Genomic DNA, 19,910 nt, shown 5'->3' with positions numbered 1-19,910 from the left:
ACTATTACTCGGTGAAGGTGTGGTCGTGGGACAGGTCATCATGCTGGGAACGCTGCTCGCGTTGATCGTGCTGATATTTGGACTCGTCATCTACTTCGATCCCGAGGCGCGCGGCCACGCGGACGACGAGCCGAGAAAATGAACACCGACTTGACACCGCTGCTGACGGCGTCGGTGATCTTCGGCTGGGTGAGCGGTGGCGTGTTCCTGGTCATCGGGGTGTACCTCAGCGTCCGGCGCGGGCGACTGCACCCCCTTCTGCTGCTGTGTATCTCGGCGATTTCGTTCTCGTGGATCGAGGCACCGTACGACTGGGCGATGTACGCGCAGTTCCCGCCGGCCCTGCCGCGCATGCCGTCGTGGTGGCCGCTGAACATGACCTGGGGTGGGCTGCCCTCGTCGGTACCCGTTGGCTACATGGGGTATTTCGTATTGCCCGCCGTGATCGGTTCGGCACTCGGGCGGTCGCTGAGCGCGCGTTTCGGCTGGCGCAGGCCGATCACGTTGCTCGCCGCGGGCTTACTCGTCGGTTTCTGCTTTGCCTTGCTCTTCAACGGAGGCATCGGCGCACGTCTCGGCGTCTTCTACTACGCATACGTGATCCCAGGCCTTGGACTGTTCGAGGGCTCCGTCCATCAGTACCCCATCTATGACGCGATCGCGATGGGCGTGCAGGTGATGGTCTTCACCTATCTGCTCGGGCGCACCGACTCCGAAGGGCGCAATGTCATCGAGATGTGGTCCGACAAGGTGTCGAAGACCAAGTTGCAGTCGGCGGTGCTGTCCGTCGTCGCCGTGATCGTGCTCGGAAATGTGGTCTACGGAGCGGTTTTCGCACCGCACCTCGTCACGAAGCTGGGCGGCTACGTGACTTCGGGATCGGGGGAGCAACTGTTCCCCGCGGTGCCGAACCAACCCCAATGATGTCCTGACCCAAGCGCGAAAGAGGTATTGCGGTGACGATCGACCCAGCTGTCGACCTGTACTACGACCCGTTCGACCACACGATCGACGACGATCCCCATCCGGTGTGGCGTCGGATGCGCGCAGAGGCGCCGCTGTACTTCAACCAGAAGTACGGTTTCCATGCGTTGAGTCGCTACGAGGACGTCGCGCGGGCCCTTCCGGATTGGCAGACCTACCGGTCGGGACACGGAACAACCGCCGACATCTTGTTCAGTGGCATCGAGGTGCCGCCTGGCATCCTGCTGTTCGAGGATCCACCGTTGCATGATCTACACCGCCGCCTGTTGTCGCGCGTCTTCACCCCGCGCCGGATGCTCGCCGTCGAGGACTTGGTCCGCGAGTTCTGCTCGCGCGCACTGGATCCGCTGCGCGACGCCGACGGGTTCGACTTCGTGACCGATCTCGGGGCATTCATGCCGATGCGCACCATCGGTTACCTCTTGGGTATCCCCGAAGAAGGACAGCAGCAGATCCGCGATCTCAACGACGAGAGCATCACGGTCGCGGCAGGGGACGGATCCGGCGACATCAGCCCGACGATCTTCCAAGATTCGATGGCCTTGTTCGTCGAGTACGTCGAGTGGCGTTCTACGCACCCGTCCGACGATCTGATGACCGAACTGCTCAACGCCGAAGTGGACGAGCCAGACGGAAGCCGACGCCGGCTCGAACGCACCGAAGTGCTCGCATACACCGCAATGATCGCGGGCGCCGGCAACGAAACCACCGCCCGCCTCATCGGTTTCATGGGCCAGTTGCTCGGTGAGCATCCCGACCAGAGACGTGAACTCGCTGCCACTCCAGCGTTGATCCCGGCTGCGGTGGAGGAAACTCTGCGGTTCGAGGCTCCCTCCCCCGTGCAGGCACGCTACGTCGCGCGCGATGTCGAACTGTACGGTCACACCATCGCCGAGGGTTCGTACATGTTGTTACTCAACGGTTCTGCCAATCGTGACGAGTCGCGATTCACCGAACCCGATCGCTATGACGTCCACCGCACGGGCGGACACCTCAGCTTCGGCCAGGGCGCGCACTTCTGCCTGGGCTCAGCCTTGGCGCGGCTCGAGGCACGCGTCGCGTTCGAAGAGGTCCTCAAGCGATGGACCGACTGGGAAGTCGACTACGCCAACGCCACCCGCGCACGGACATCTAGCGTGCGGGGCTGGGCGAAGCTGCCGGTGAAGGTCACCTAGTCGAAACCGGGTCGAACTCCACATGCAGTGCGCTGAGTCCCCGCATGATGAATGTCGGATCGTAGTCGTACGTGCGGTTCCCGGCTGGGCCGTGCGCCGCCTCGGAGATCCTGATGCTGGACATCCGGTCCAGAATGCGATTCATCGAGATGCGCGCCTCGGCGCGTGCCAGCGGCGCGCCGGGGCACGAGTGAGCGCCGCGTCCGAACGCCACGTGCTCGCGCACATTGCGCCGATCGTGCTGGAATTCATTCGGATTCTCGAATTTCCGTGGGTCACGGTTGCTGGCACCGGGAAGCAACATGATGATCGTCCCGGCCGGGATGTCAACGTCACCAATGCTCGTCGTGGAGCGCGCCAAGCGGAAGTGGCTCTTGACCGGGCTCTCCATTCGCAGCGACTCTTCGAGAAACGCCGGGATCTGCGACCGGTCGTCGCGAAGTGACTGCTGGATGTCGGGACGCTCGGCGATCACACGCATGCCGGTGCTGAGCAGCTTCGTCGTGGTCTCCATTCCAGCCGCGAACAGGAACGTCGCCAGCTTCACGACGTCGTCGACGTCGGGCACGGAGCCGTCCGGGTATGTCGCGGCGGCGAGTTCGGTCAGCACGTCCGCACGGGGTTCGCGCCTGCGATCGGCGATATAGGTCCTGAATTTGTCGTCGAGCCACGCCAATGGGTTGTGGGTCACGGTATCTGCTTCGCCGAGCTCACCGACGAGTTCATTGCCCAGAACCGACCGGAACTCATCGTGATCCTCGAGCGGAACGCCGAGCAGGTCCGCGATCACCAACAGCGACAGCGGTTTCGCGTAGTCCTCCATGAATTCGCAGGAACCACCCTCAACGAACTCATCGATCTGCAGATCGACCAGCCGCCAGATGAAATCCTCGTTCTCACTGAGTCGCTTGGGGGTGATCAGCTTGCTCAACAGGCCCCGCGTCTTCGCATGGTCGGCGGAGTCCATCGTCACGACGTGTTCGGCCATCGGTATGGCGTCGCGGTGCTCGGCGATCTGCGCGCTGATGTCATCGCCTTCCGGTGTAAAGGGCAGCGGCGGAAACGGTCCCGCGACCGCAACGCAGGATGAGAGTGCCGGGTCCTTGTACGCCGCGAGTGCCTCGGCATGGCCGGTGATGGCGACGACCCCGTGCGGTGTCGCCGGTCGTACCGGACATTGTGAACGCAGATAGTCGTAGTACGGATATGGGTCGGGGACGAGGGACTGATCGAAGAAGTAGTCGACTGACTCGAAATCGCTCATGACGTCTGAGTTGTCGGATCGAACAGCACGGGCAGCGACGTCGGTGAGCGAAACACCTGGCCGCGGATGTGCGGGTCGTCGCCGTCGGGATCCATCCGCAAGTTGGGTAGCCGGTCCAACAGGAGATTGATCGCCGTCCGCATTTCGAGGCGGGCCAGGTGCATGCCGAGGCAGACGTGTACGCCATGCCCCCAGCCGAGGTGTCCCCTCGCCTGCCTGAAGATGTCGAACTTGTCGGGGTCCGGATAGCGGTCATCCTGTCGGTTCGCCGCCCCCAGCATCGGCATCACCGACGAGCCCTCGGGAATGTGCACCCCGCCCAGTTCTGTGTCGCGGGTAGCGACCCGCGTGATGGTCAGCAGCGGCGGATCCCAGCGCACCGCTTCCTCGATGGCCTGTGGCAGCAGCGACCGGTCGGCACGAACCGCTTCCAGCTGAGCTGGATCCGAAAGCAGCGCGAAGAGCAGGTTCCCCAACGATCGATACGTGGTCTCCACACCGGCAGGCAGGAGCAGGCGCAGGAACGAGAAGATCTCCTCGTCGGCGAGTTTCTCGCCCTCGATCTCGGCGTCAGCGAGGCGGCTGATCAAGTCGTCCCTGGGTTCCGCGCGGCGCGCTTCGAGTATCGGCGCGAAATAATCACAGAGCGCAGCCGAAGCAGCAAGGCCCCGTTCCGGATTCACCATCCAACTCAGCAGCGAGATGGACCAGCGTTGGAACTGTGGGTAGTCCTCTCGCGGCAGCCCCAGCAAGCCCGCAATGATCTGGCTCGGATAGGCGAAGGTGAACTCCTTCACGAGGTCGGCCTTCCCGTTTGCCGAGAACTCGTCGATCAGATCGTTTCCCACGCGGCCGACCAGTTCATCTTCCCAATGGGCCAAGGCCTTCTGCGAGAACGCCTTTGACACCAGAGCGCGCAACCTGCCATGCACCGGTTCGTCCATGCCGAGCATCACGCGCTCGCCTAGGACCGGGCCGAACGCCGCGATGACGCCCGACGACGAGAACGTCTCGTTGTCGCGCAACATCTGTTGGGCGTCCTCGTGTCGGTACACGATGAAGACGGGCTTGCCTTCCTCACCGGGCATCGCGGACATGTCGATCCGCTGTATCGGCTCTTCGCGGCGTAGCCGCGCCAGCTCCGGGTAGGGATCCCGCACGTCGCCCGAGACGACGTCGTCGAACGATCCGAAGTCTTCCAGGTCGTCGAATAGGTCTTCCATGTTGCTCCCCTGTCCTTTTCAGTCGACCGGGTAGGCGACCGATTTGATTTCGGTGTATTGATCGAAGCCGGCCGTGCCGTTCTGCCTGCCGACACCGCTGGCCTTGTAACCACCGAACGGGGTGTCGGCGCCGTATCCGACCGTGCCGTTGAGGCCGATGAAACCCGCTCGAATCCGGCGCGCCACAGACAGCGAACGATCCAACGACCCGGACATGACGTTGCCCGCCAGTCCGTACTTGCTGTCGTTCGCAATCCGGATGGCGTCGACCTCGCCGTCGTAGGGAATCACCGCGAGCACCGGGCCGAAGATCTCCTCCTGAGCGATGGTCATCGAGTTGTCGACATCTGCGAACAGTGTTGGCTTGACCCAGAATCCCTTGTCGAAGCCTGCAGGTGCGTCGACACCACCCGACACCAGCGTGGCGCCCTCGTCGATGCCCTTTTGGATGTAGCCCACGACGCGCTCCCGCTGCTTGGCCGAGATCACCGGCCCGCACAGAGTCGCTGGATCCTGGGGGTCGCCCGGAGCGACGTTGTCGTAGATCCCCTTGAGGATCGCGATCCCCTCGTCGTAGCGCGACCTTGGGAGCAGAAGGCGGGTGGGATTGGCGCAGCCCTGGCCGGCGTGCATGCACGGCCCGATCCCGACCAGGCATGCCGTGGCCAGGTCGGCGTCGTCGAGGACGATGGTCGCCGACTTTCCGCCGAGCTCGAGGAAGAGACGTTTCATGGTGGCTGCGCCCTTTTCCATGATGCGCTGGCCGACAGCGGTCGATCCGGTGAAGGAGATGAGGTCGACCTTGGGAGAGAGGGTCAACTCCTCCCCCACCAAGTGGTTGGACGCGGTAACGATGTTGACCACGCCGGCTGGGATATCCGTGGCCTCGGCGATCAACCGCCCAAGTCGGGTGGCGTTGAAGGGGGTGGCCGGTGCGGGCTTGACGACGAGGGTGTTGCCGGTCGCAAGTGCTTGGGCAACCTTGTGGATGGTGACCTCGAACGGGAAGTTCCACGGCACGATCGCGCCAACGACTCCGACTGGCTCCCGCCACACCTTGCGCCTGGTCGTGCGCCCAGTCAGCGCAATGAAGGCATCGCCGAGGTCGGTCTCCCACGGGTAGCGGTCGATCAGCTCGGCGGGGTACTTGAGGGCGTCGGACAACGGCGCATCCAGTTGCGGGCCGTACGTGATCGCACGGGGACACCCCGCCTCCAGAATCAATTCCTCACGCAACGCTTCCTTCTCATGCTCGAGCGCATCGTGAAGTTGAAGAAGACACCGTTGACGGAACTTCGGGCTTCGCGACCAATCGGTCTCGTCGAAGGCTTTACGCGCAGCATCGATGGCGCGGTTCATGTCGGCCCTCGATGCATCGGCGACCTCGCCCAGGACTGCCTCGTTCGCGGGGTTGGTGTTGGTGAACGTCCCCGCCTCGCCGTCGACGAGCTTGCCGTCGATCAACATCCGCGCCTCGAAGGCAGCAGTTTCAGACATCGTCTCCACTCTCGTGTCCCGGTGCTTCGCTGGGTTTGGGCTTCGGGCCGAACTTCATGACCAACAACGCGATTCGCTGCATAACGGGCGCTGGCAGCGTGGTTGCGGCGCGGATCATCAGCCGTTGCCCGATGCTCAACGGCACTGCGCCGTCACGTATCGCGCCCTGGCGTGGAAGTCCCATCGCGACCCGGCTCATCTGATACATCGCGGCCTGCGGAAGCAACCGATTGACCAGCACCAGCATTCGGGCGTCGGGCCCAACGGGATGCTTGGTGTAGGGCGCGGTGTCCTCGAGCGCCTTGCTGAGTGTTCGGGCGAACTTGTCCGGTGGGCTGGCCATGCGCATGGCGAAGCGGCCGCGTCTGTCGATCGAGGTGTGCAGCCGGGTGTACGGTCCGTCGAAGTCACGCAGGTCGGAAGTACCCGCGTCGGTGATGATGTCGGTGTCGAACGTCCCCGTCACCAACACCGTGACCCCGAGTCCGAACGGTGCGATCTCGCCTGCCATCGACTCGGCCCACCGTTCCAACGCCCCCTTGGACGCCGAGTACGCGGCGATCGAAGGCATGCCGCGGACGCCGCCCTGACTGGACACCATGACGATGCGGCCTCGACCAGCGGTCCGCATCGCAGGCAGCAGGGCCTGGGTGAGTTGCACCGGTCCGACCACATGAGTCTGAAACATGTTCTCCCACAGATCGAGTGGCGATTCTTCGACCATCCCGGCTGCCGAGATTCCGGCGTTGTGGACCACAGCGTGGGGCGCGCCGACGGCTTCGTCGACGATCTTGGCGGCGGCCGTGATCGACGCTCGGTCACCGAGGTCGAGCTGAACGCCGATCAGTCGGTCGTCGTCCTGCCGAGCACCAGTGGCCTGCCGCAGGAGCGCAAGGCCCTTGTCAGGCGACCGCATGGCCGCGACGACCCGCCAGCCCTGCCCGTAGAGGTGCACTGCGGACGCGAAGCCGAGCCCGCGGGAGGCGCCGGTGATGACGACACTGCGCGGCTCAGCCATTCTGCTGCTCGGGTGCGCACCGGCCATCGCCGAGCGGCGGCGGCTCGACATTCGGCCGTCCGTTCGGAACGCCGCTCTGCCACGTCGCCCACTTTCCAACCGAGAACGGGCCCTGGGCGCCTTCCTTCTCGTAATACCCTTGCGGGTCAAACACCTTCGCCTCGGGGTACGGCCACGGACAGGCGACCGACGTGGCTGCGCCGCTCATCTTGATGGCGGCGAACCAGGCACCGTAGGTGAAGTACGCCACGTTGGTGATCGCGAACATCACGAGGAACGTGCCGAGCACCGGCTTCGTCGGAAATAGCCTCGCCTTGGCCGCGAGCTTTTCCGCCACCGACTTCCCGGTGTCATCGCGGTAGACGAGGATGCCCGCGGGAATCATGACGAAGGTGACCGAGAGCGACTCCCAAATCAGCGGGAACTGGAACGGAGTTCCGACGAAGACCGAGCCGAATGGAATCACCTGCGAGTAGATGTACATCCCGGTGCGGATCGAGCCAATCTCGAGCATCGCGTCGAAGACGAACCCAATCACCAGGATCAGCAGACCTAGACTGATCAGCGGATGGCGCCAGACGAATGCCTCTGGAGCCCGCTTGGCTTGCAGTTTGCGAAGGATCCACACCGCCACGAAGTACGGGCCGAAGTAGAACGTCACGTAGCCGAACACGATGAAGGGTTCGACCGTCGGAGACATCATGATCAGCGGCCACGATTCGGGCCAGTGCAGGAGATCGGGGTTGTACACCGCGAAGGGCGCCCAGTTCATGATTGGGTCCTGCCACACGATCAAGGTGGTGCACAGGACCATCAACATCACCGGACTTCCCGGGTTGCGCCTCCAGCCGATGATGAAGATGACGACCAACTGCACCAGCATGAGGGCAGTTCCGATCTGGACCCACCACATCCAGTTGCCGAATCCGAAGAGGTACTCGACGGGACGCGGTCTACCGTCGGTATTCGGGTTGGCGACGCGGGGGTCGAGCGCCGTCCGCGAGACGGCGAGGAACAAGCCGACGAACGCGAGCAAGCCGATGCCCGCGAGCCACGAACCCCAACTGCCGCCGGGCTTTCCGGAGCTCGTCGACGGTTTCGTCTGCTCCGACACCGCCGCCGCGGATTCGTCTGTGGTCATTGCTTCATTCCTCCCCGAAGCGATCGACGAGATGCGAGTTGACGCCGTCGGCATCGAGGGTCCGTGCGACCAGGTATCCGGAACCCATCCAGGCGCGGCGGGTCCAATTGCCAAGGGACACCCGGGTTCCGGGCGCACCCGACGCGGCGGGCAACATCTTCACCCGCTCCAGCGCTTCCTTGACTCCCCGCGGGCTGAGCGGATGGGCATCGGTGAAAGCGCGGACCAGGGTGGCGGCGACGTCACGGTTCACCACCGTCACGCAGAACTCGGGACGACTGCCGTTGTACCTGTCGGCGTACTGGTCCAGGAAGTTCTGTCCGATCGGGTTCCCCTCGTCGTACTGGTCGACCCCGACCCACCCCATGAACGCGTTCCACATGATCGGGTTGACCCAGGCGTTCTGGAACGCCGTGGTGGTGAATCGCGGAGGGTCCCACCCGAGCGTCTCGAGCGCCGGGTTGATGAAGACGATCCCGAATCCGAAGCCCAGGTGCACGATCGCCTCGGCCTTCGCGTCGTGCAGGGTCTGCACGGCGGTGTTGATGTCCTGCGCCGTCTGCGCGATCTCGACCTCCGCGACGATCCGAATACCCTTGCGGCGACACGCGCTTCGTAGGTTCTCCAGGTAGCTCTCGCCGATGAGGCTCTGCTCGACCAGGACGCCGATCTCGGTGAGCCGGCGCTTGGCGACCAGGTCTGCCAGGAAGATCGGCTCGTCGGTCATGGACCCCTGAGGAAAGGCGAAGGTCCACTCGCCCAGCCAGTCGTCGGTACCGGTCACGCTGATGGCGGGCACCTTGAAGCGTTCCTCGATCGCCTCGCGCACGGGCACGCAGTTGTCTGTGATGTTCGGACCGAACACCACCAGGCACCCTTCGTCGACGAGTTCGCCGTACGCATCGATCACCGCCTTGACCGAGCCCTTGGGCAGACCCTCCACTTCGCGATAGATCATTTGCACTGGACGGTCCATCAGCCCCTGCTCGACGGCCTCTTCGAAGACGAGGTCGAAGCACTGGGTGAAGGAGGCGAAGAGCTCCTCCGGAAAACCCGGAGGGAGCGTGAAGTCCATCAGGTAGCCCACCTTGATCGGCTCAGCGGTGCTTTCGTACGACATTTGACCTCCATGGCAATGCGGTGCTGCAACGCAATCGCGGACAACCTAATATTTGTTCTGACAGTAATGGGCGGGACTCCACAGCGTCAATGACGGGCCGACTAGCCCGGCTCGCCCAGGTATACGTCGATCATCTCGAGAAGGCCCCGCGTCACCGACGGATCGTCGGTGAGTGGACCCGCGATGGCGGCTCGTGCGGCCTCTCGAATACCGAGTCCCTCGACGATCAAGCGCCCGGCGGCGATCAGCACTCGGGTCGAGGCGACCTCCCGCAATCCACCGGTCTCCAGCCGGCGAATCGCCTGCGCGAACCGGATCAGTTGAGTGGTCGTCTCGTGGTCGATGCCTGCCTCGTAGGAGACGATGCGTTCTTCGACGCCTGGCTCCGGGAATCCGAACTCGATGGCGACCATGCGCTGTCGCGTGGAGTCCTTGAGGTCCTTCAGCACGCTCTGGTAGCCGGGGTTGTAGGACACGACCAGGCCGAAGCCGGGCGCCGCATCCAATGTGTTGCCGAGGCGGTCGATTGGCAACTGACGGCGGTGGTCGGCCAGCGGGTGTAACACCACCGTGGTGTCCTGGCGGGCCTCGACCACCTCATCGAGGTAGCAGATGGCTCCTTCGCGCACGGCGCGGGTAAGGGGTCCATCGACCCACTCGGTGTCGCCGCCCCGCAGGAGGTAGCGGCCGACCAGGTCGGCGGTGGTGAGGTCGTCGTGGCAGGACACCGTGATGAGCGGCCTACCCAGGTCGTGGGCCATCGCCTCGACGAATCGAGTCTTCCCGCAACCGGTCGGTCCCTTCAGAACTATCGAAAGGCCCTGCCGATAGGCAGCTTTGAAGACCTCTTCCTCGTTGGCGACCGACTCGTAGTAGGGACGGGGCTCTCGCACCGGTGCCTGCGCTCCATCGAGCTCGGCGTCAGATCGGTTGAGCGTCACGTTGTCGCTCTCCCTTCGTGAACGGGCTAGTTCGGAACATATCTTTGGTACCCTCTACGGCTCTCGGCACGATTGAGCGCCACGCGAAACAGTGGGCCGATCACCTGGCTGAGCTGTTCGGGTGTCGCGACGGTCGCATGGGCCGCAGACCCGAACACGCGGCGGAGCTCCGCGATGCCCGTGGAGGCGCCGACGGTCAGGCACAGGCACCCGATGCCATGACGCCCGGCCTCCGCCAGTGCACGTCGTGCGTCCGCCGCGCCGTACACCCGCTCGTAGCCATGGTCGTAGGCCAGTCCGTCCGAGAGGACCACGAGGAGGCGTCGCGGGGTCCCCGACCGATCGCGCAACACCGCGGTGCCGTGGCGGATCGCCGCGCCCAACCGTGAGTAGGCGCCCGGCTTGAGGCCGTAGAGCCGCCGCATCGCGGCGGTGTCGAACCGGGCGTCGAATCTCTTGACCGGTGTCAGGCGCACATCCGAGCGGCCCTGTGAACGAAACGCGAAGAGCGCTACCCGGTCACCAAGCTCGTGCAAGGCCTTCGTCAGCGCCGCCGCCGCCGACCGTTGTTGGTCGTGCACGGTCTGTCCGCAGGTACCCGCCTCGGCCGCCGAGCCGGAGATGTCCAGCAGGATCAAAACGGACAGATCGCGTCTACGCCGCAGCGTGTCGACGTAGATCGCGTCGTCGGGGGCCGACCCGGCCAGTAGCTCGACGCGTCCTTCTACGGCGGCATCGATGTCGATGTCGTCGCCTTGCCTCTGGCGGTGGTGGTGGCTCATCCCCATGCCCAGGCGGGCCAGTGCACGCCTCAGGGCGTGGCCATCCGGCACCGTCCACCCCTCGGCGAGACGACTGGCCTCGATCTCCCGCACCGTGCACCAGTCGTGTCGGTAGCGTCGCCGATGTCCGTCCCACTCCGGGTATTTCACGCCGGCACCGTCAGCGGCATTGCCGTCATCCCGATGGGGTGCGGGCCTCAGTGACGAAACCACCGCTCCGGCCCGGGGGGTCGCCGAGCGGCGCCTGCGGGTGGCAGCGTCCGCGCCGGGCGGGCCGCCACCGCCGAGCTGACGCACATTGCTCAGCAACCGCTGCAACGCTTTGCCGATCGCGCCGCCGCCGCCGACCGCGCTGGAGAACGGATCGACGACCTCTTCGTCCTCGTCGGCCGCCTCGTCGAGTTCGGGCAGCGCGGAATCCGCCGTCCTGCGCGGCACATGCCGGCCCGGCGGGCCGGTGTCGGCGGACTTCTCCGCCGCGCGCTCGGCGGCGAGTAGCCTGCGGGCCCTGATCACCCCGAAACTTGCAGGCGGATCGGCGATGAGCTCCCGACTTTCAGCGATCGCGAGCGACGAAGCAGGCGAGTCGGTCCTTTTGGCGACCCCTTCGTCAGTCAGGGATCGCATGCGCCAAGGCAGCAGGTCCCGATTGGCGCCGAGCGCCCGGTGTGCTTCCACGGCGAGGTAGCGGTGTGCGAGCGCCGGGCGCCTGGTGAGCCGGCGCACGATCTCGGGCTCCAGACTTCCCATGGCCAGCATGGACGCCTGCACCGCGAGTGTTTGCAGCTGTTCGTGAGCGCCAGTCTCGGGTGCCAGGAACACGGTTCTGCCGTCAGTCCAAGACCGCTCGCCTGCATCCGCCGCCGTCACCGTCAGCGGGCGCCCGGCCAGTGCCGATGCCAGCATCCCGAGCCCCTGCACCTCATCCTCGACGCCCTCCACACGGCTCCCGTCCGGTCGACACCAACACGTTGACCAAATATCTGTTCCACGGTAGTGTCCCGGATGAGTCGCAGTCAATCCCCTTCACATTGACGGAAGCACGTGGACTTCTCTTACTCGCAGCAGGCGGAACAGTTCCGCGAAGAACTACGATCCTGGCTGTCTGCGCATCTGACCGACGACGTGATCGACTGCGGCGCAAGGCGCGGCACCGATGAGCGCGCGTTCGAGACCTTACGCGCGTGGAACGCCACCGTGGCCGACGCCAGCTGGGCCGCGGTTTCCTGGCCCGGCGAGTACGGCGGGAGAGGGGCTGGCGCGCTCGAGCAACTCGTCTACGCGGAGGAGACCACGCGGGCACGGGTTCCGGTCCCGCTCAACATCATCGGCATCAACAACATCGCTCCCGCGATCATGCAGTACGGCACGGAAGTCCAGAAGGCGGCACTGCTCCCCCGCATGTTGCGCGCCGCCGACATCTGGTGCCAGGGCATGTCCGAGCCAGAGGCCGGCTCGGACCTCGCCTCACTGCGCACCAAGGCGGTGCGCGACGGCGACGACTTCGTGGTGTCCGGGCAGAAGATTTGGACCTCACTGGGCCATCGCGCCAACTGGTGCCAGCTGTATGTCCGGACCGACCCGGAAGCTCCCAAGCACAAGGGCATTTCGTGCCTCATCGTGGACATGTCCCTGCCCGGAATCGACGCGCGTCCTCTGGTCACGCTCAACGGCGACACCGACTTCGCCGAGGTCTTCTTCAACGACGTGCGCGTACCCGCCGATGCACTGCTCGGTCCACTGAACATGGGATGGCAGGTCGCCACGACCACGCTGAGCCATGAACGTGCAGGTGCAGCGAGGCTGTACGCCGAGATGCAGGTGCGGCTGAAGGACCTCGTCACCGACCTGGCATGTACCCAGTCAAACGGAAGAACTCCACTCGAGGACCCAACGACGTTGTGCCGCCTAGGAGAACTCGACGTGCGCATCAAGAACCTCGAGGTGCTGTGTCAGCGCTCGATATCGGCGGGGATGCACGGCGGAGATCCGTTCGCCACCGCCAGCCTGGCCAAGTCGGTGTGGGGTGGGATCGGCAAGGATCTCGCCGCGCTGGCGTTCGACGCGCTCGGGCCCGGCACCGCCGGGGGGCGCTGGGACGAGTTCCGCCTGACGTCACATGCGCTCACCATCGCCGGCGGCACCACCCAGATCAACAAGAACGTCACCGCGCACCGAGTACTCGGACTACCGCGCTCGTGAATCTCGAACTGACAGACGAACAGTTGGCGTTGCGTGACACCGTGCGTCAGTTCCTGGCCGAGAAGGCTGCCATCGGCGATCACGTGCGGCCGATGCTGGACGATCCGGCGGGAACGACCGACGCGGTGTGGCGCGGCCTGGCCCAACTCGGAACCACGGGGTTGCTCGTTCCGGTGGAGTACGGCGGCGAGGGCACGTCGATGATGGAAGCCGGGTTGGTGTGCGAGGAATTGGGCGCCGCACTGCACCCGGGACCGTGGCTGTCCAGTGCCGTTGCGGCTTCCCGCGCGCTCTTTCGCTTCCGTGCCGACCGGCGAGCATCCGCGTTGTTCGCCGGCATCGCCGATGGTTCCTTGGTGGTCACCGTTGCCGTCAAGGCGCCAGCCGACAAGCTCTCCATCGCCGACCGGGATGGCGACGTGACCCTGCATGGCGAGATCGAGCAAGTCTATGATGCCGCGGCGGCAGATGTTCTGCTGGTCGTGGCTGGGGATGCCCGTACCGTGCTGGTCGCCGTGCACATGACGTCACCAGAAGTCGACATCCAAGCCAACCCGGGAATCGATCAGAGCCGCAAGCATTTCCGGGTCACCTTCAACGGGGCTCGCGCGCAGATCATCGCCGAGTCCGACGATCGGGCCGCCGAAGCCCTGATCGACGACATGCTCATTGCGTGGGCGGCTGACGCGCTCGGCGCGGCCCGCCAGGTTCTGCAGATGACCGTGGACTACGCCAAGGTGCGCCGCCAATTCGGCGTGCCCATCGGGAGTTTCCAGGCGGTAGCGCACCTGTGCGTGGATATGCACGAGACGGTGGAACTGGCTCGCAGCGGAGTGCTCCATGCGTTGTGGGCTACCGACAACGGAACTAGTGCCGAGCGCCACCTGGCCGCGTTGCGCGTCAAGGCGTTCGCCGGCCACCTTGCCGGCGTCGGGGACACGGCGATCCAGGTGTTCGGCGGCATCGGTTTCACCTGGGAGCACGACGCCCAGTTGTATCTCAAACGCCTGCTGAGTTTCAGCCGCTTCCTCGGCAGTCCCGGCGACTATCTGGAGCTAGTCGGCGCGCAGCTCGCAGCTGGCGCTGGCACTGAGCCCGAGATCGAAGTGAACAGGGGCATCACCGCGAGTCCTGACCCCACGAAACCCTAAGGAGCACAACATGGAAATGAACGACCTCGTCCTCGTCTCCGTCGACGATCACCTCGTTGAGCCGCCGGACATGTTCGACGCCCACATCCCGGCCAAGTACAAGGACGACGTACCCAAGCTGATCCAGCGCGAAGATGGCACTGACGCATGGGTTTTCGAGGGCCAGGAAGCCACCAACGTCGGCCTCAACGCCGTCGCCGGTCGTCCACCGGGTGAATATGGCGCTGAGCCCACCAAGCTCAGCGAGATCCGGGAGGGCTGCTACAACATCCACGAGCGCATCCGCGACATGAATGCCAACGGTGTTGCCGCGGCGCTCAACTTCCCGTCCTATCCGCAGTTCTGCGGCCAATACTTCGCGAGGGCACAGGACAAGGACCTCGGGCTCGCGGTACTTCGGGCCTACAACGATTGGCACATCGACGAGTGGTGCGGCGCCTACCCCGGGCGGATGATTCCGCAGGCGCTGCCGCCGATCTGGGATCCGCAGCTGATGGCTGAGGAGGTCCGGCGGGTGGCGAAGAAGGGCTGCCATGCGGTGACGTTCTCGGAGAACCCCACCAAGATCGACTACCCGTCACTGCACGATCCGCACTGGGATCCGTTCTGGCGGGCCTGCAGCGATGAGAACACCGTCGTGAACTTGCATATCGGCTCGTCCTCGAGCGTGGTGATCACATCGATCGACGCGCCGATCGACACCATGATCACCCTGCAACCGATGAGCATCGTGCAGGCCGCCGCGGACCTGGTCTGGTCACCGATGCTCCGCAGGTTCCCCGACCTGACGTTCGCGCTGTCCGAGGGTGGGATCGGCTGGGTGCCCTACTTCCTGGAGCGTGTCGACCGCGTGTACAAGATGCACAGGGCATGGACGCATCAGGACTTCGGCGACAAACTGCCCAGCGAGGTGTTCCTCGATCGCGTCCCCTTGTGCTTCATCGACGATGAGTTCGGGGTGGCCAACCGGGACAAGCTCAACCTGGACATGGTCACGTGGGAATGCGACTACCCCCACTCGGACTCGACCTGGCCGTTGGCGCCCGAGACCCTGGACATCTACCTCGATGGTCTGCCCGACGGCGAGATCAACCGGATCACTCACGAAAACGCGTTGCGGCTCTACTCCTTCGACATGTTCTCTCACATCCCCAAGGAGCAGTTGACGGTCGGCACACTGCGGGCGCAGGCAACGGACGTCGACCTCGGCTTCCGATCCTCGGAACGACTCAAGAAGACTGGAACCGACACGGTGTCCGTGCTCGACCTCGTGGCCAAGCTGCCGACGTAAGCCGCCCGTCGTGGACGTCGAACAGCTGCTCTCCGCAACGCGTTGCCACCGACGACGGACATCAATCGGTAGAATCACACTTCGCCGCGGTGGCCCTTTGCGCAGGGGTGTGAACGCCTAAGCGACGCTCGCCGACATGACAGGATCCGATGACCAAGCCAGCCAGCTCGAGGTCGACCAAGTCGGAAGCCTCAACGTTCGCCGTGGATGGACCAGACGCGACCCGTCGCGCCGAAATCCTGGAGACGGCGAACACGGTCATCGCGACATCGGGACTTCGGACCTCGCTCCAGCAGATCGCCGATGCTGCGGGCATTCTCGCGGGCAGTCTGTATCACCACTTCGAGTCCAAGGAAGCGATTCTGATCGAGTTGATCCGCCGGTACCACGCGGATCTCGACCGCATCGGCGACATCGCGCTCGCGCGACTCGACGATCCCGATCCGCGGCCGGTCGCCGAACAGATCATCGGACTGGGTTGCGCGATCGCGCGCTGTGCGGTCGCACACCGTGCAGCACTGCAGATGTCCTTCTACGAGGGCCCCAGCGCCGATCCCGAACTCATGGAGCTGACGCGGCACCGACCGACGAAGATCACCGAAGCGATGCTGCAGGCGTTGCGCGCTGGGCGGTGGAGCGGGTACATCCGGTCGGACGTCGATCTGCCCACGATCGCGGATCGCACCGTACAGAGCATGTTGCGCGTCGGCCTCGACATGATTCGCCACAAGGCGTCGAGCGATCAGGTGGCCACGCTGCTGTGCACGATCATCCTCGAGGGGCTCGCCGCGAAGGATCCCTCCGACGAGACCCTCGATCGGTCCAACGCCTTCGCCGCGGCCGACGAAGTCGTCAGAGCGTGGGGCGACGACGAACCCGACGGGGACGACAAGGCTGCACACGTGCGTGCCGTCGCGCGAGCGGAGTTCGGTCGCCGCGGTTATGAGATGACGACGGTCCGCGACATCGCGTCGGCGGCCGGACTAGGCACCGGCACCGTGTATCGAGTGATCGGCTCAAAGGAAGAACTCCTGATGTCGATCATGCTGTCGTTCGGCAAGAAGGTCGGTGCGGGGTGGACCGCCGTCCTCAAGTCGGACTCGACGCCCCTCGAGAAGATCGACGCACTCTCGTGGGTGAACATCAACGCGCTCGACCGATTCCCGGACGAGTTTCGGATCCAGCTGGCCTGGATGCGCCAGTCGCCGCCGGACGTGGCCGACCCGGGCTGGTCGTTCACGACCAGGGTTCGTCAGATGAAGTCGCTGCTATCCGAGGGCATCAAATCCGGTGAGATTCGGATCGACAGCCCCACTGCCGAGATGCTGGCCCGCTGCGTGATCGGCGAGCAATGGATCCCCGAGAACATTCTGCGCGACCTCGGCACCGGGCAGTCGTTGATTCATGCTCGCGACACGGTGCTGCGCGGCGTGGCAGTCCGATAACCCTGGTTTCGGAGCTGCTGGTGACCGAAGGTCAGTCGATCTCGAGAACGGTCGGCACGATCATCGGCTGACGCCGGTAGACCTCGCCCACCCACTTGCCGACCGCGCGGCGCACCGCCTGCGCGATGCGTGCGGGGTCGGTGACCTTCTCTGCGACCAGGACCTCGAGCGCCTCGGTCACCTTGCGGCTGGCCGGTTCGAGCGCCTTGGGATCCTCGGAGAATCCGCGCGAATGCAGATGCACGGGGGCCACCGGTTTTCCGGTGCCGCGCCGGACGACGACGGTCACGGAGATGAAACCCGAAGACAGCGTGAGCCGTTCGCCGACCGTCACCTCACCGACGTCACCGGTGATCAGACCGTCGACGAACATCTTGCCCAGCGGTACGGCACCCGAGACCTTGGCTTTGCCGCCCACCAGGTCGACGCTGACACCGTTCTCCGCCAGCACGATGTTCTCTTGTGCCACACCGGTACTCGCCGCAAGCGCCGCGTTCGCCCGCAGGTGGCGCCACGTGCCGTGCACGGGCATCACGTTGCGGGGACGCACGCCGTTGTAGAGGAACAGCAGCTCACCCGCGTAGGCGTGACCGGAGACGTGGATCCGGATCTGCCCGTTGGTGACGACCCGGACGCCGATCTTGGCGAGTGAGTCGATGACGCCGAAGATGGCCTCCTCGTTGCCTGGGATCTGCGACGACGACATGATGATGAGATCGCCGGACGTCAGCGTGATGCTGCGGTGCTCACCGCGCGACATCCGCGACAGCGCGGCCATGGGCTCGCCTTGAGTTCCTGTGGTGACGAGGGTGATTCGGTCCGCAGGCATCATCTCGGCGGCGCCGATGTCGATGACGTCGTCGTCGGCCACGGTGAGGAAGCCCAAATCACGGGCGATCCCCATGTTGCGCACCATCGAACGTCCCACGAACGAGACCTTGCGGCCCAACGCCACCGACGCGTCGATGATCTGTTGCACGCGAGCGACATTGGACGCGAAACAGGCGACGATGACTCGTCCCTCGGCCGAGCGGATCAGGCGATGCAGGTTGGGGCCGATCTCGCTCTCCGACGGGCCCACCCCGGGGATCTCGGCGTTGGTCGAGTCACACAGGAACAGGTCCACGCCGGCGTCGCCGAGCCGCGACATCCCCGGCAGGTCGGTCGGGCGGCCATCGAGTGGCAGCTGGTCGAGCTTGATGTCGCCGGTGTGCAGCACGGTTCCCGCGCCGGTGTAGACGGCGATGGCCAGCGCGTCAGGGATGGAGTGGTTCACCGCGAAGTACTCGCACTCGAACACGCCGTGCTGGCTGCTCTGCCCCTCGCTGACCTCGACGAACACCGGCTTGATGCGGTGCTCGCGACACTTCGCGGCGACGAGCGCCAGCGTGAACTTCGATCCGACCACCGGGATGTCGGACCGCAACTTCAGCAGGTGCGGGATGGCGCCGATGTGGTCCTCGTGGGCGTGGGTCAACACCAGCGCCTCGACGTCGTCGAGGCGGTCCTCGATGTGGCGGATGTCGGGCAGGATCAGGTCGACGCCCGGTTCGTCGTGATTGGGGAACAACACCCCGCAGTCGATGATCAGCAGGCGGCCGAGATGTTCGAAAACTGTCATGTTGCGGCCGATTTCGCCGATCCCGCCGAGTGCGGTGATCCGAAGGCCTCCCGGTGCGAGCGGTCCCGGCGGCGCGAGTGGGGGGTTCGCCACGGGAGCCGACTCGCTGGGGCGGTTCATCGCAGCACGCCGGCGGCCCGCAGATCGGCGGCGAGTTCCTCGACCTGCTCGGCCGTCGGAGGAATCTGTGGCAGCCGGGGTTCGCCGGCGTCGATGCCCAGCAGTCGAAGTCCCGCCTTGGCCATCGTGACGCCGCCCAGCCGGTTCTGCGCGTCGTTGAGCGGGCCGAGCGCGACGTGGCACTTGCGCGCGGTCGCCACGTCACCGGACGTGAACGCCGACCACATGTCGCGCAGCTGGCTGGCGGCGACGTGGCCCCAGACGCTAATGAATCCGGTGGCGCCCATGGCCAGCCACGGCAGGTTCAGCGCGTCGTCTCCCGAGTAGTAGGCCAGACCGGTTTCGGCCATGATCATCGCGCCGCCGTGCAGGTCTCCCTTGGCGTCCTTGATGGCGACGATGTTGGGGTGCTTGGCCAGGGTGCGGATTGTGTCCCATTCGATCGGCACGACCGATCGGGGCGGGATGTCGTACAGCACAAGCGGCAGCGGTGTCGCGTCGGCGACGGCGGTGAAGTGGGCGATCAGACCGGCCTGCGGCGGCCGCGAATAGTAGGGCGTCACGACCAGCAACCCGTGGGCTCCCTGATCGGCGCAGGCCTTGGCCATGTGCACGCTGTGCGCGGTGTCGTAACTGCCCGCACCCGCGATGATCCTGGCGCGGTCACCCACCGCCTCGAGCACGGTGGCCAGCAGGGCGATCTTCTCGTCGTCGGTGGTGGTTGGCGATTCACCGGTGGTGCCGAAGACCACCAGGCCGTCGCATCCCGCGTCCACCAGATGCGTCGCTACCTTCTTCGCGGCGGCCAAATCGAGGGAGCCGTCCGGGCCGAACGGCGTCACCATGGCAGTCAGCACGGTGCCCAGCCGTGCGCTGACGTCGATTCCGCTGGTGGTCACGAAGACAAAGATTACCCGCTCAGGCCCGGCGTTCCG

16 protein-coding genes are annotated in these 19,910 nt (G+C 65.1%); 6 read left to right on the top strand and 10 right to left on the bottom strand.

Annotated features, from left to right (window positions below):
- The first annotated feature begins 138 nt into the window (after positions 1–138).
- Positions 139–924 (top strand): spirocyclase AveC family protein, encoded by a 786-nt coding sequence (locus tag N536_RS0104915; RefSeq protein WP_029112584.1) that lies wholly within the window; start codon positions 139–141, stop codon positions 922–924.
- A 32-nt stretch (positions 925–956) separates the two neighbouring features.
- Positions 957–2,159 carry a cytochrome P450 gene (locus N536_RS0104910; RefSeq protein WP_029112583.1) on the top strand — a complete coding sequence of 401 codons (1,203 nt, stop codon included), beginning with the start codon at positions 957–959 and terminating at the stop codon, positions 2,157–2,159.
- On the opposite strand, the gene N536_RS0104905 is transcribed toward N536_RS0104910, so the two are convergent.
- The 8 genes from N536_RS0104905 to N536_RS0104870 all read right to left on the bottom strand — a co-directional run bounded on the left by N536_RS0104905 (position 2,152) and on the right by N536_RS0104870 (position 12,051).
- On the bottom strand, positions 2,152–3,423 hold the full coding sequence (locus tag N536_RS0104905) for a cytochrome P450 (RefSeq protein ID WP_029112582.1): 1,272 nt from the start codon (positions 3,421–3,423) through the stop codon (positions 2,152–2,154). The two genes, N536_RS0104910 and N536_RS0104905, sit on opposite strands and share 8 nt — an antisense overlap.
- Complete coding sequence (locus N536_RS0104900) at positions 3,420–4,646, bottom strand: cytochrome P450 (protein WP_029112581.1); 1,227 nt, start codon at positions 4,644–4,646, stop codon at positions 3,420–3,422. The genes N536_RS0104905 and N536_RS0104900 overlap by 4 nt, the downstream gene beginning before the upstream one ends.
- Before the next feature lie 18 nt (positions 4,647–4,664).
- Positions 4,665–6,113 carry an aldehyde dehydrogenase family protein gene (locus N536_RS0104895; RefSeq protein ID WP_081809057.1) on the bottom strand — a complete coding sequence of 483 codons (1,449 nt, stop codon included), beginning with the start codon at positions 6,111–6,113 and terminating at the stop codon, positions 4,665–4,667.
- Positions 6,114–6,135: 22 nt separating this feature from the next.
- Entirely contained in the window at positions 6,136–7,161 is a 1,026-nt protein-coding gene (locus N536_RS37490) for an SDR family oxidoreductase (RefSeq protein ID WP_036435613.1), read from the bottom strand.
- The gene (locus N536_RS0104885; RefSeq protein WP_029112579.1) at positions 7,154–8,302 is read right to left on the bottom strand and encodes a spirocyclase AveC family protein; all 1,149 of its coding nucleotides are present in this window, start codon (positions 8,300–8,302) and stop codon (positions 7,154–7,156) included. Before N536_RS0104885 ends, N536_RS37490 begins: the two co-directional genes overlap by 8 nt.
- Positions 8,303–8,306: 4 nt before the next feature.
- Complete coding sequence (locus tag N536_RS0104880) at positions 8,307–9,422, bottom strand: ABC transporter substrate-binding protein (protein WP_029112578.1); 1,116 nt, start codon at positions 9,420–9,422, stop codon at positions 8,307–8,309.
- Positions 9,423–9,523: 101 nt separating this feature from the next.
- Positions 9,524–10,363 carry a CbbQ/NirQ/NorQ/GpvN family protein gene (locus N536_RS0104875; RefSeq protein ID WP_051574258.1) on the bottom strand — a complete coding sequence of 280 codons (840 nt, stop codon included), beginning with the start codon at positions 10,361–10,363 and terminating at the stop codon, positions 9,524–9,526.
- 26 nt (positions 10,364–10,389) lie between these two features.
- Positions 10,390–12,051, bottom strand: coding sequence for a nitric oxide reductase activation protein NorD (locus N536_RS0104870; RefSeq protein WP_051574288.1), 1,662 nt, complete (start codon positions 12,049–12,051; stop codon positions 10,390–10,392).
- Positions 12,052–12,189: 138 nt separating this feature from the next.
- On the opposite strand from N536_RS0104870, the gene N536_RS0104865 reads away from it, so the two are divergent.
- The 4 genes from N536_RS0104865 (at position 12,190) to N536_RS0104850 (ending at position 17,234) form a co-directional block, all read left to right on the top strand.
- Positions 12,190–13,347: an acyl-CoA dehydrogenase family protein gene (locus N536_RS0104865; protein ID WP_029112575.1), complete on the top strand. Its 1,158-nt coding sequence runs from the start codon at positions 12,190–12,192 to the stop codon at positions 13,345–13,347.
- Positions 13,344–14,498 carry an acyl-CoA dehydrogenase family protein gene (locus tag N536_RS37485; protein ID WP_051574257.1) on the top strand — a complete coding sequence of 385 codons (1,155 nt, stop codon included), beginning with the start codon at positions 13,344–13,346 and terminating at the stop codon, positions 14,496–14,498. The genes N536_RS0104865 and N536_RS37485 overlap by 4 nt, the downstream gene beginning before the upstream one ends.
- Before the next feature lie 10 nt (positions 14,499–14,508).
- Positions 14,509–15,789 (top strand): amidohydrolase family protein, encoded by a 1,281-nt coding sequence (locus N536_RS0104855; RefSeq protein ID WP_029112574.1) that lies wholly within the window; start codon positions 14,509–14,511, stop codon positions 15,787–15,789.
- 203 nt (positions 15,790–15,992) lie between these two features.
- On the top strand, positions 15,993–17,234 hold the full coding sequence (locus N536_RS0104850) for a TetR/AcrR family transcriptional regulator (RefSeq protein WP_029112573.1): 1,242 nt from the start codon (positions 15,993–15,995) through the stop codon (positions 17,232–17,234).
- A 31-nt stretch (positions 17,235–17,265) separates the two neighbouring features.
- Here N536_RS0104850 and N536_RS0104845 read toward each other — a convergent pair whose 3' ends face one another.
- Together N536_RS0104845 and dapA are read right to left on the bottom strand one after the other, a co-directional pair.
- The gene (locus tag N536_RS0104845) at positions 17,266–18,975 is read right to left on the bottom strand and encodes a ribonuclease J (protein ID WP_051574256.1); all 1,710 of its coding nucleotides are present in this window, start codon (positions 18,973–18,975) and stop codon (positions 17,266–17,268) included.
- On the bottom strand, positions 18,972–19,874 hold the full coding sequence (dapA, locus tag N536_RS0104840) for a 4-hydroxy-tetrahydrodipicolinate synthase (RefSeq protein ID WP_029112571.1): 903 nt from the start codon (positions 19,872–19,874) through the stop codon (positions 18,972–18,974). The genes N536_RS0104845 and dapA overlap by 4 nt, the downstream gene beginning before the upstream one ends.
- Positions 19,875–19,910: the final 36 nt, after the last annotated feature.

Source organism: Mycobacterium sp. URHB0044, from assembly GCF_000620625.1.
Classification (GTDB): Bacteria; Actinomycetota; Actinomycetes; order Mycobacteriales; family Mycobacteriaceae; genus Mycobacterium.
This window is presented reverse-complemented; position numbering and strand designations above follow the sequence as displayed.

What these genes read in the sequence shown, in the direction of transcription:
- N536_RS0104845 (WP_051574256.1), bottom strand. Translation starts at nt 18,975, where the DNA reads ATGAACCGCCCCAGCGAGTCGGCTCCCGTGGCGAACCCCCCACTCGCG.
- N536_RS0104880 (WP_029112578.1), bottom strand. Translation starts at nt 9,422, where the DNA reads ATGTCGTACGAAAGCACCGCTGAGCCGATCAAGGTGGGCTACCTGATG.
- N536_RS0104895 (WP_081809057.1), bottom strand. Translation starts at nt 6,113, where the DNA reads ATGTTGATCGACGGCAAGCTCGTCGACGGCGAGGCGGGGACGTTCACC.
- N536_RS0104870 (WP_051574288.1), bottom strand. Translation starts at nt 12,051, where the DNA reads ATGCTGGCATCGGCACTGGCCGGGCGCCCGCTGACGGTGACGGCGGCG.
- N536_RS0104915 (WP_029112584.1), top strand. Translation starts at nt 139, where the DNA reads ATGAACACCGACTTGACACCGCTGCTGACGGCGTCGGTGATCTTCGGC.
- N536_RS0104855 (WP_029112574.1), top strand. Translation starts at nt 14,509, where the DNA reads ATGGAAATGAACGACCTCGTCCTCGTCTCCGTCGACGATCACCTCGTT.
- N536_RS0104900 (WP_029112581.1), bottom strand. Translation starts at nt 4,646, where the DNA reads ATGGAAGACCTATTCGACGACCTGGAAGACTTCGGATCGTTCGACGAC.
- N536_RS0104905 (WP_029112582.1), bottom strand. Translation starts at nt 3,423, where the DNA reads ATGAGCGATTTCGAGTCAGTCGACTACTTCTTCGATCAGTCCCTCGTC.
- N536_RS0104885 (WP_029112579.1), bottom strand. Translation starts at nt 8,302, where the DNA reads ATGACCACAGACGAATCCGCGGCGGCGGTGTCGGAGCAGACGAAACCG.
- N536_RS37490 (WP_036435613.1), bottom strand. Translation starts at nt 7,161, where the DNA reads ATGGCTGAGCCGCGCAGTGTCGTCATCACCGGCGCCTCCCGCGGGCTC.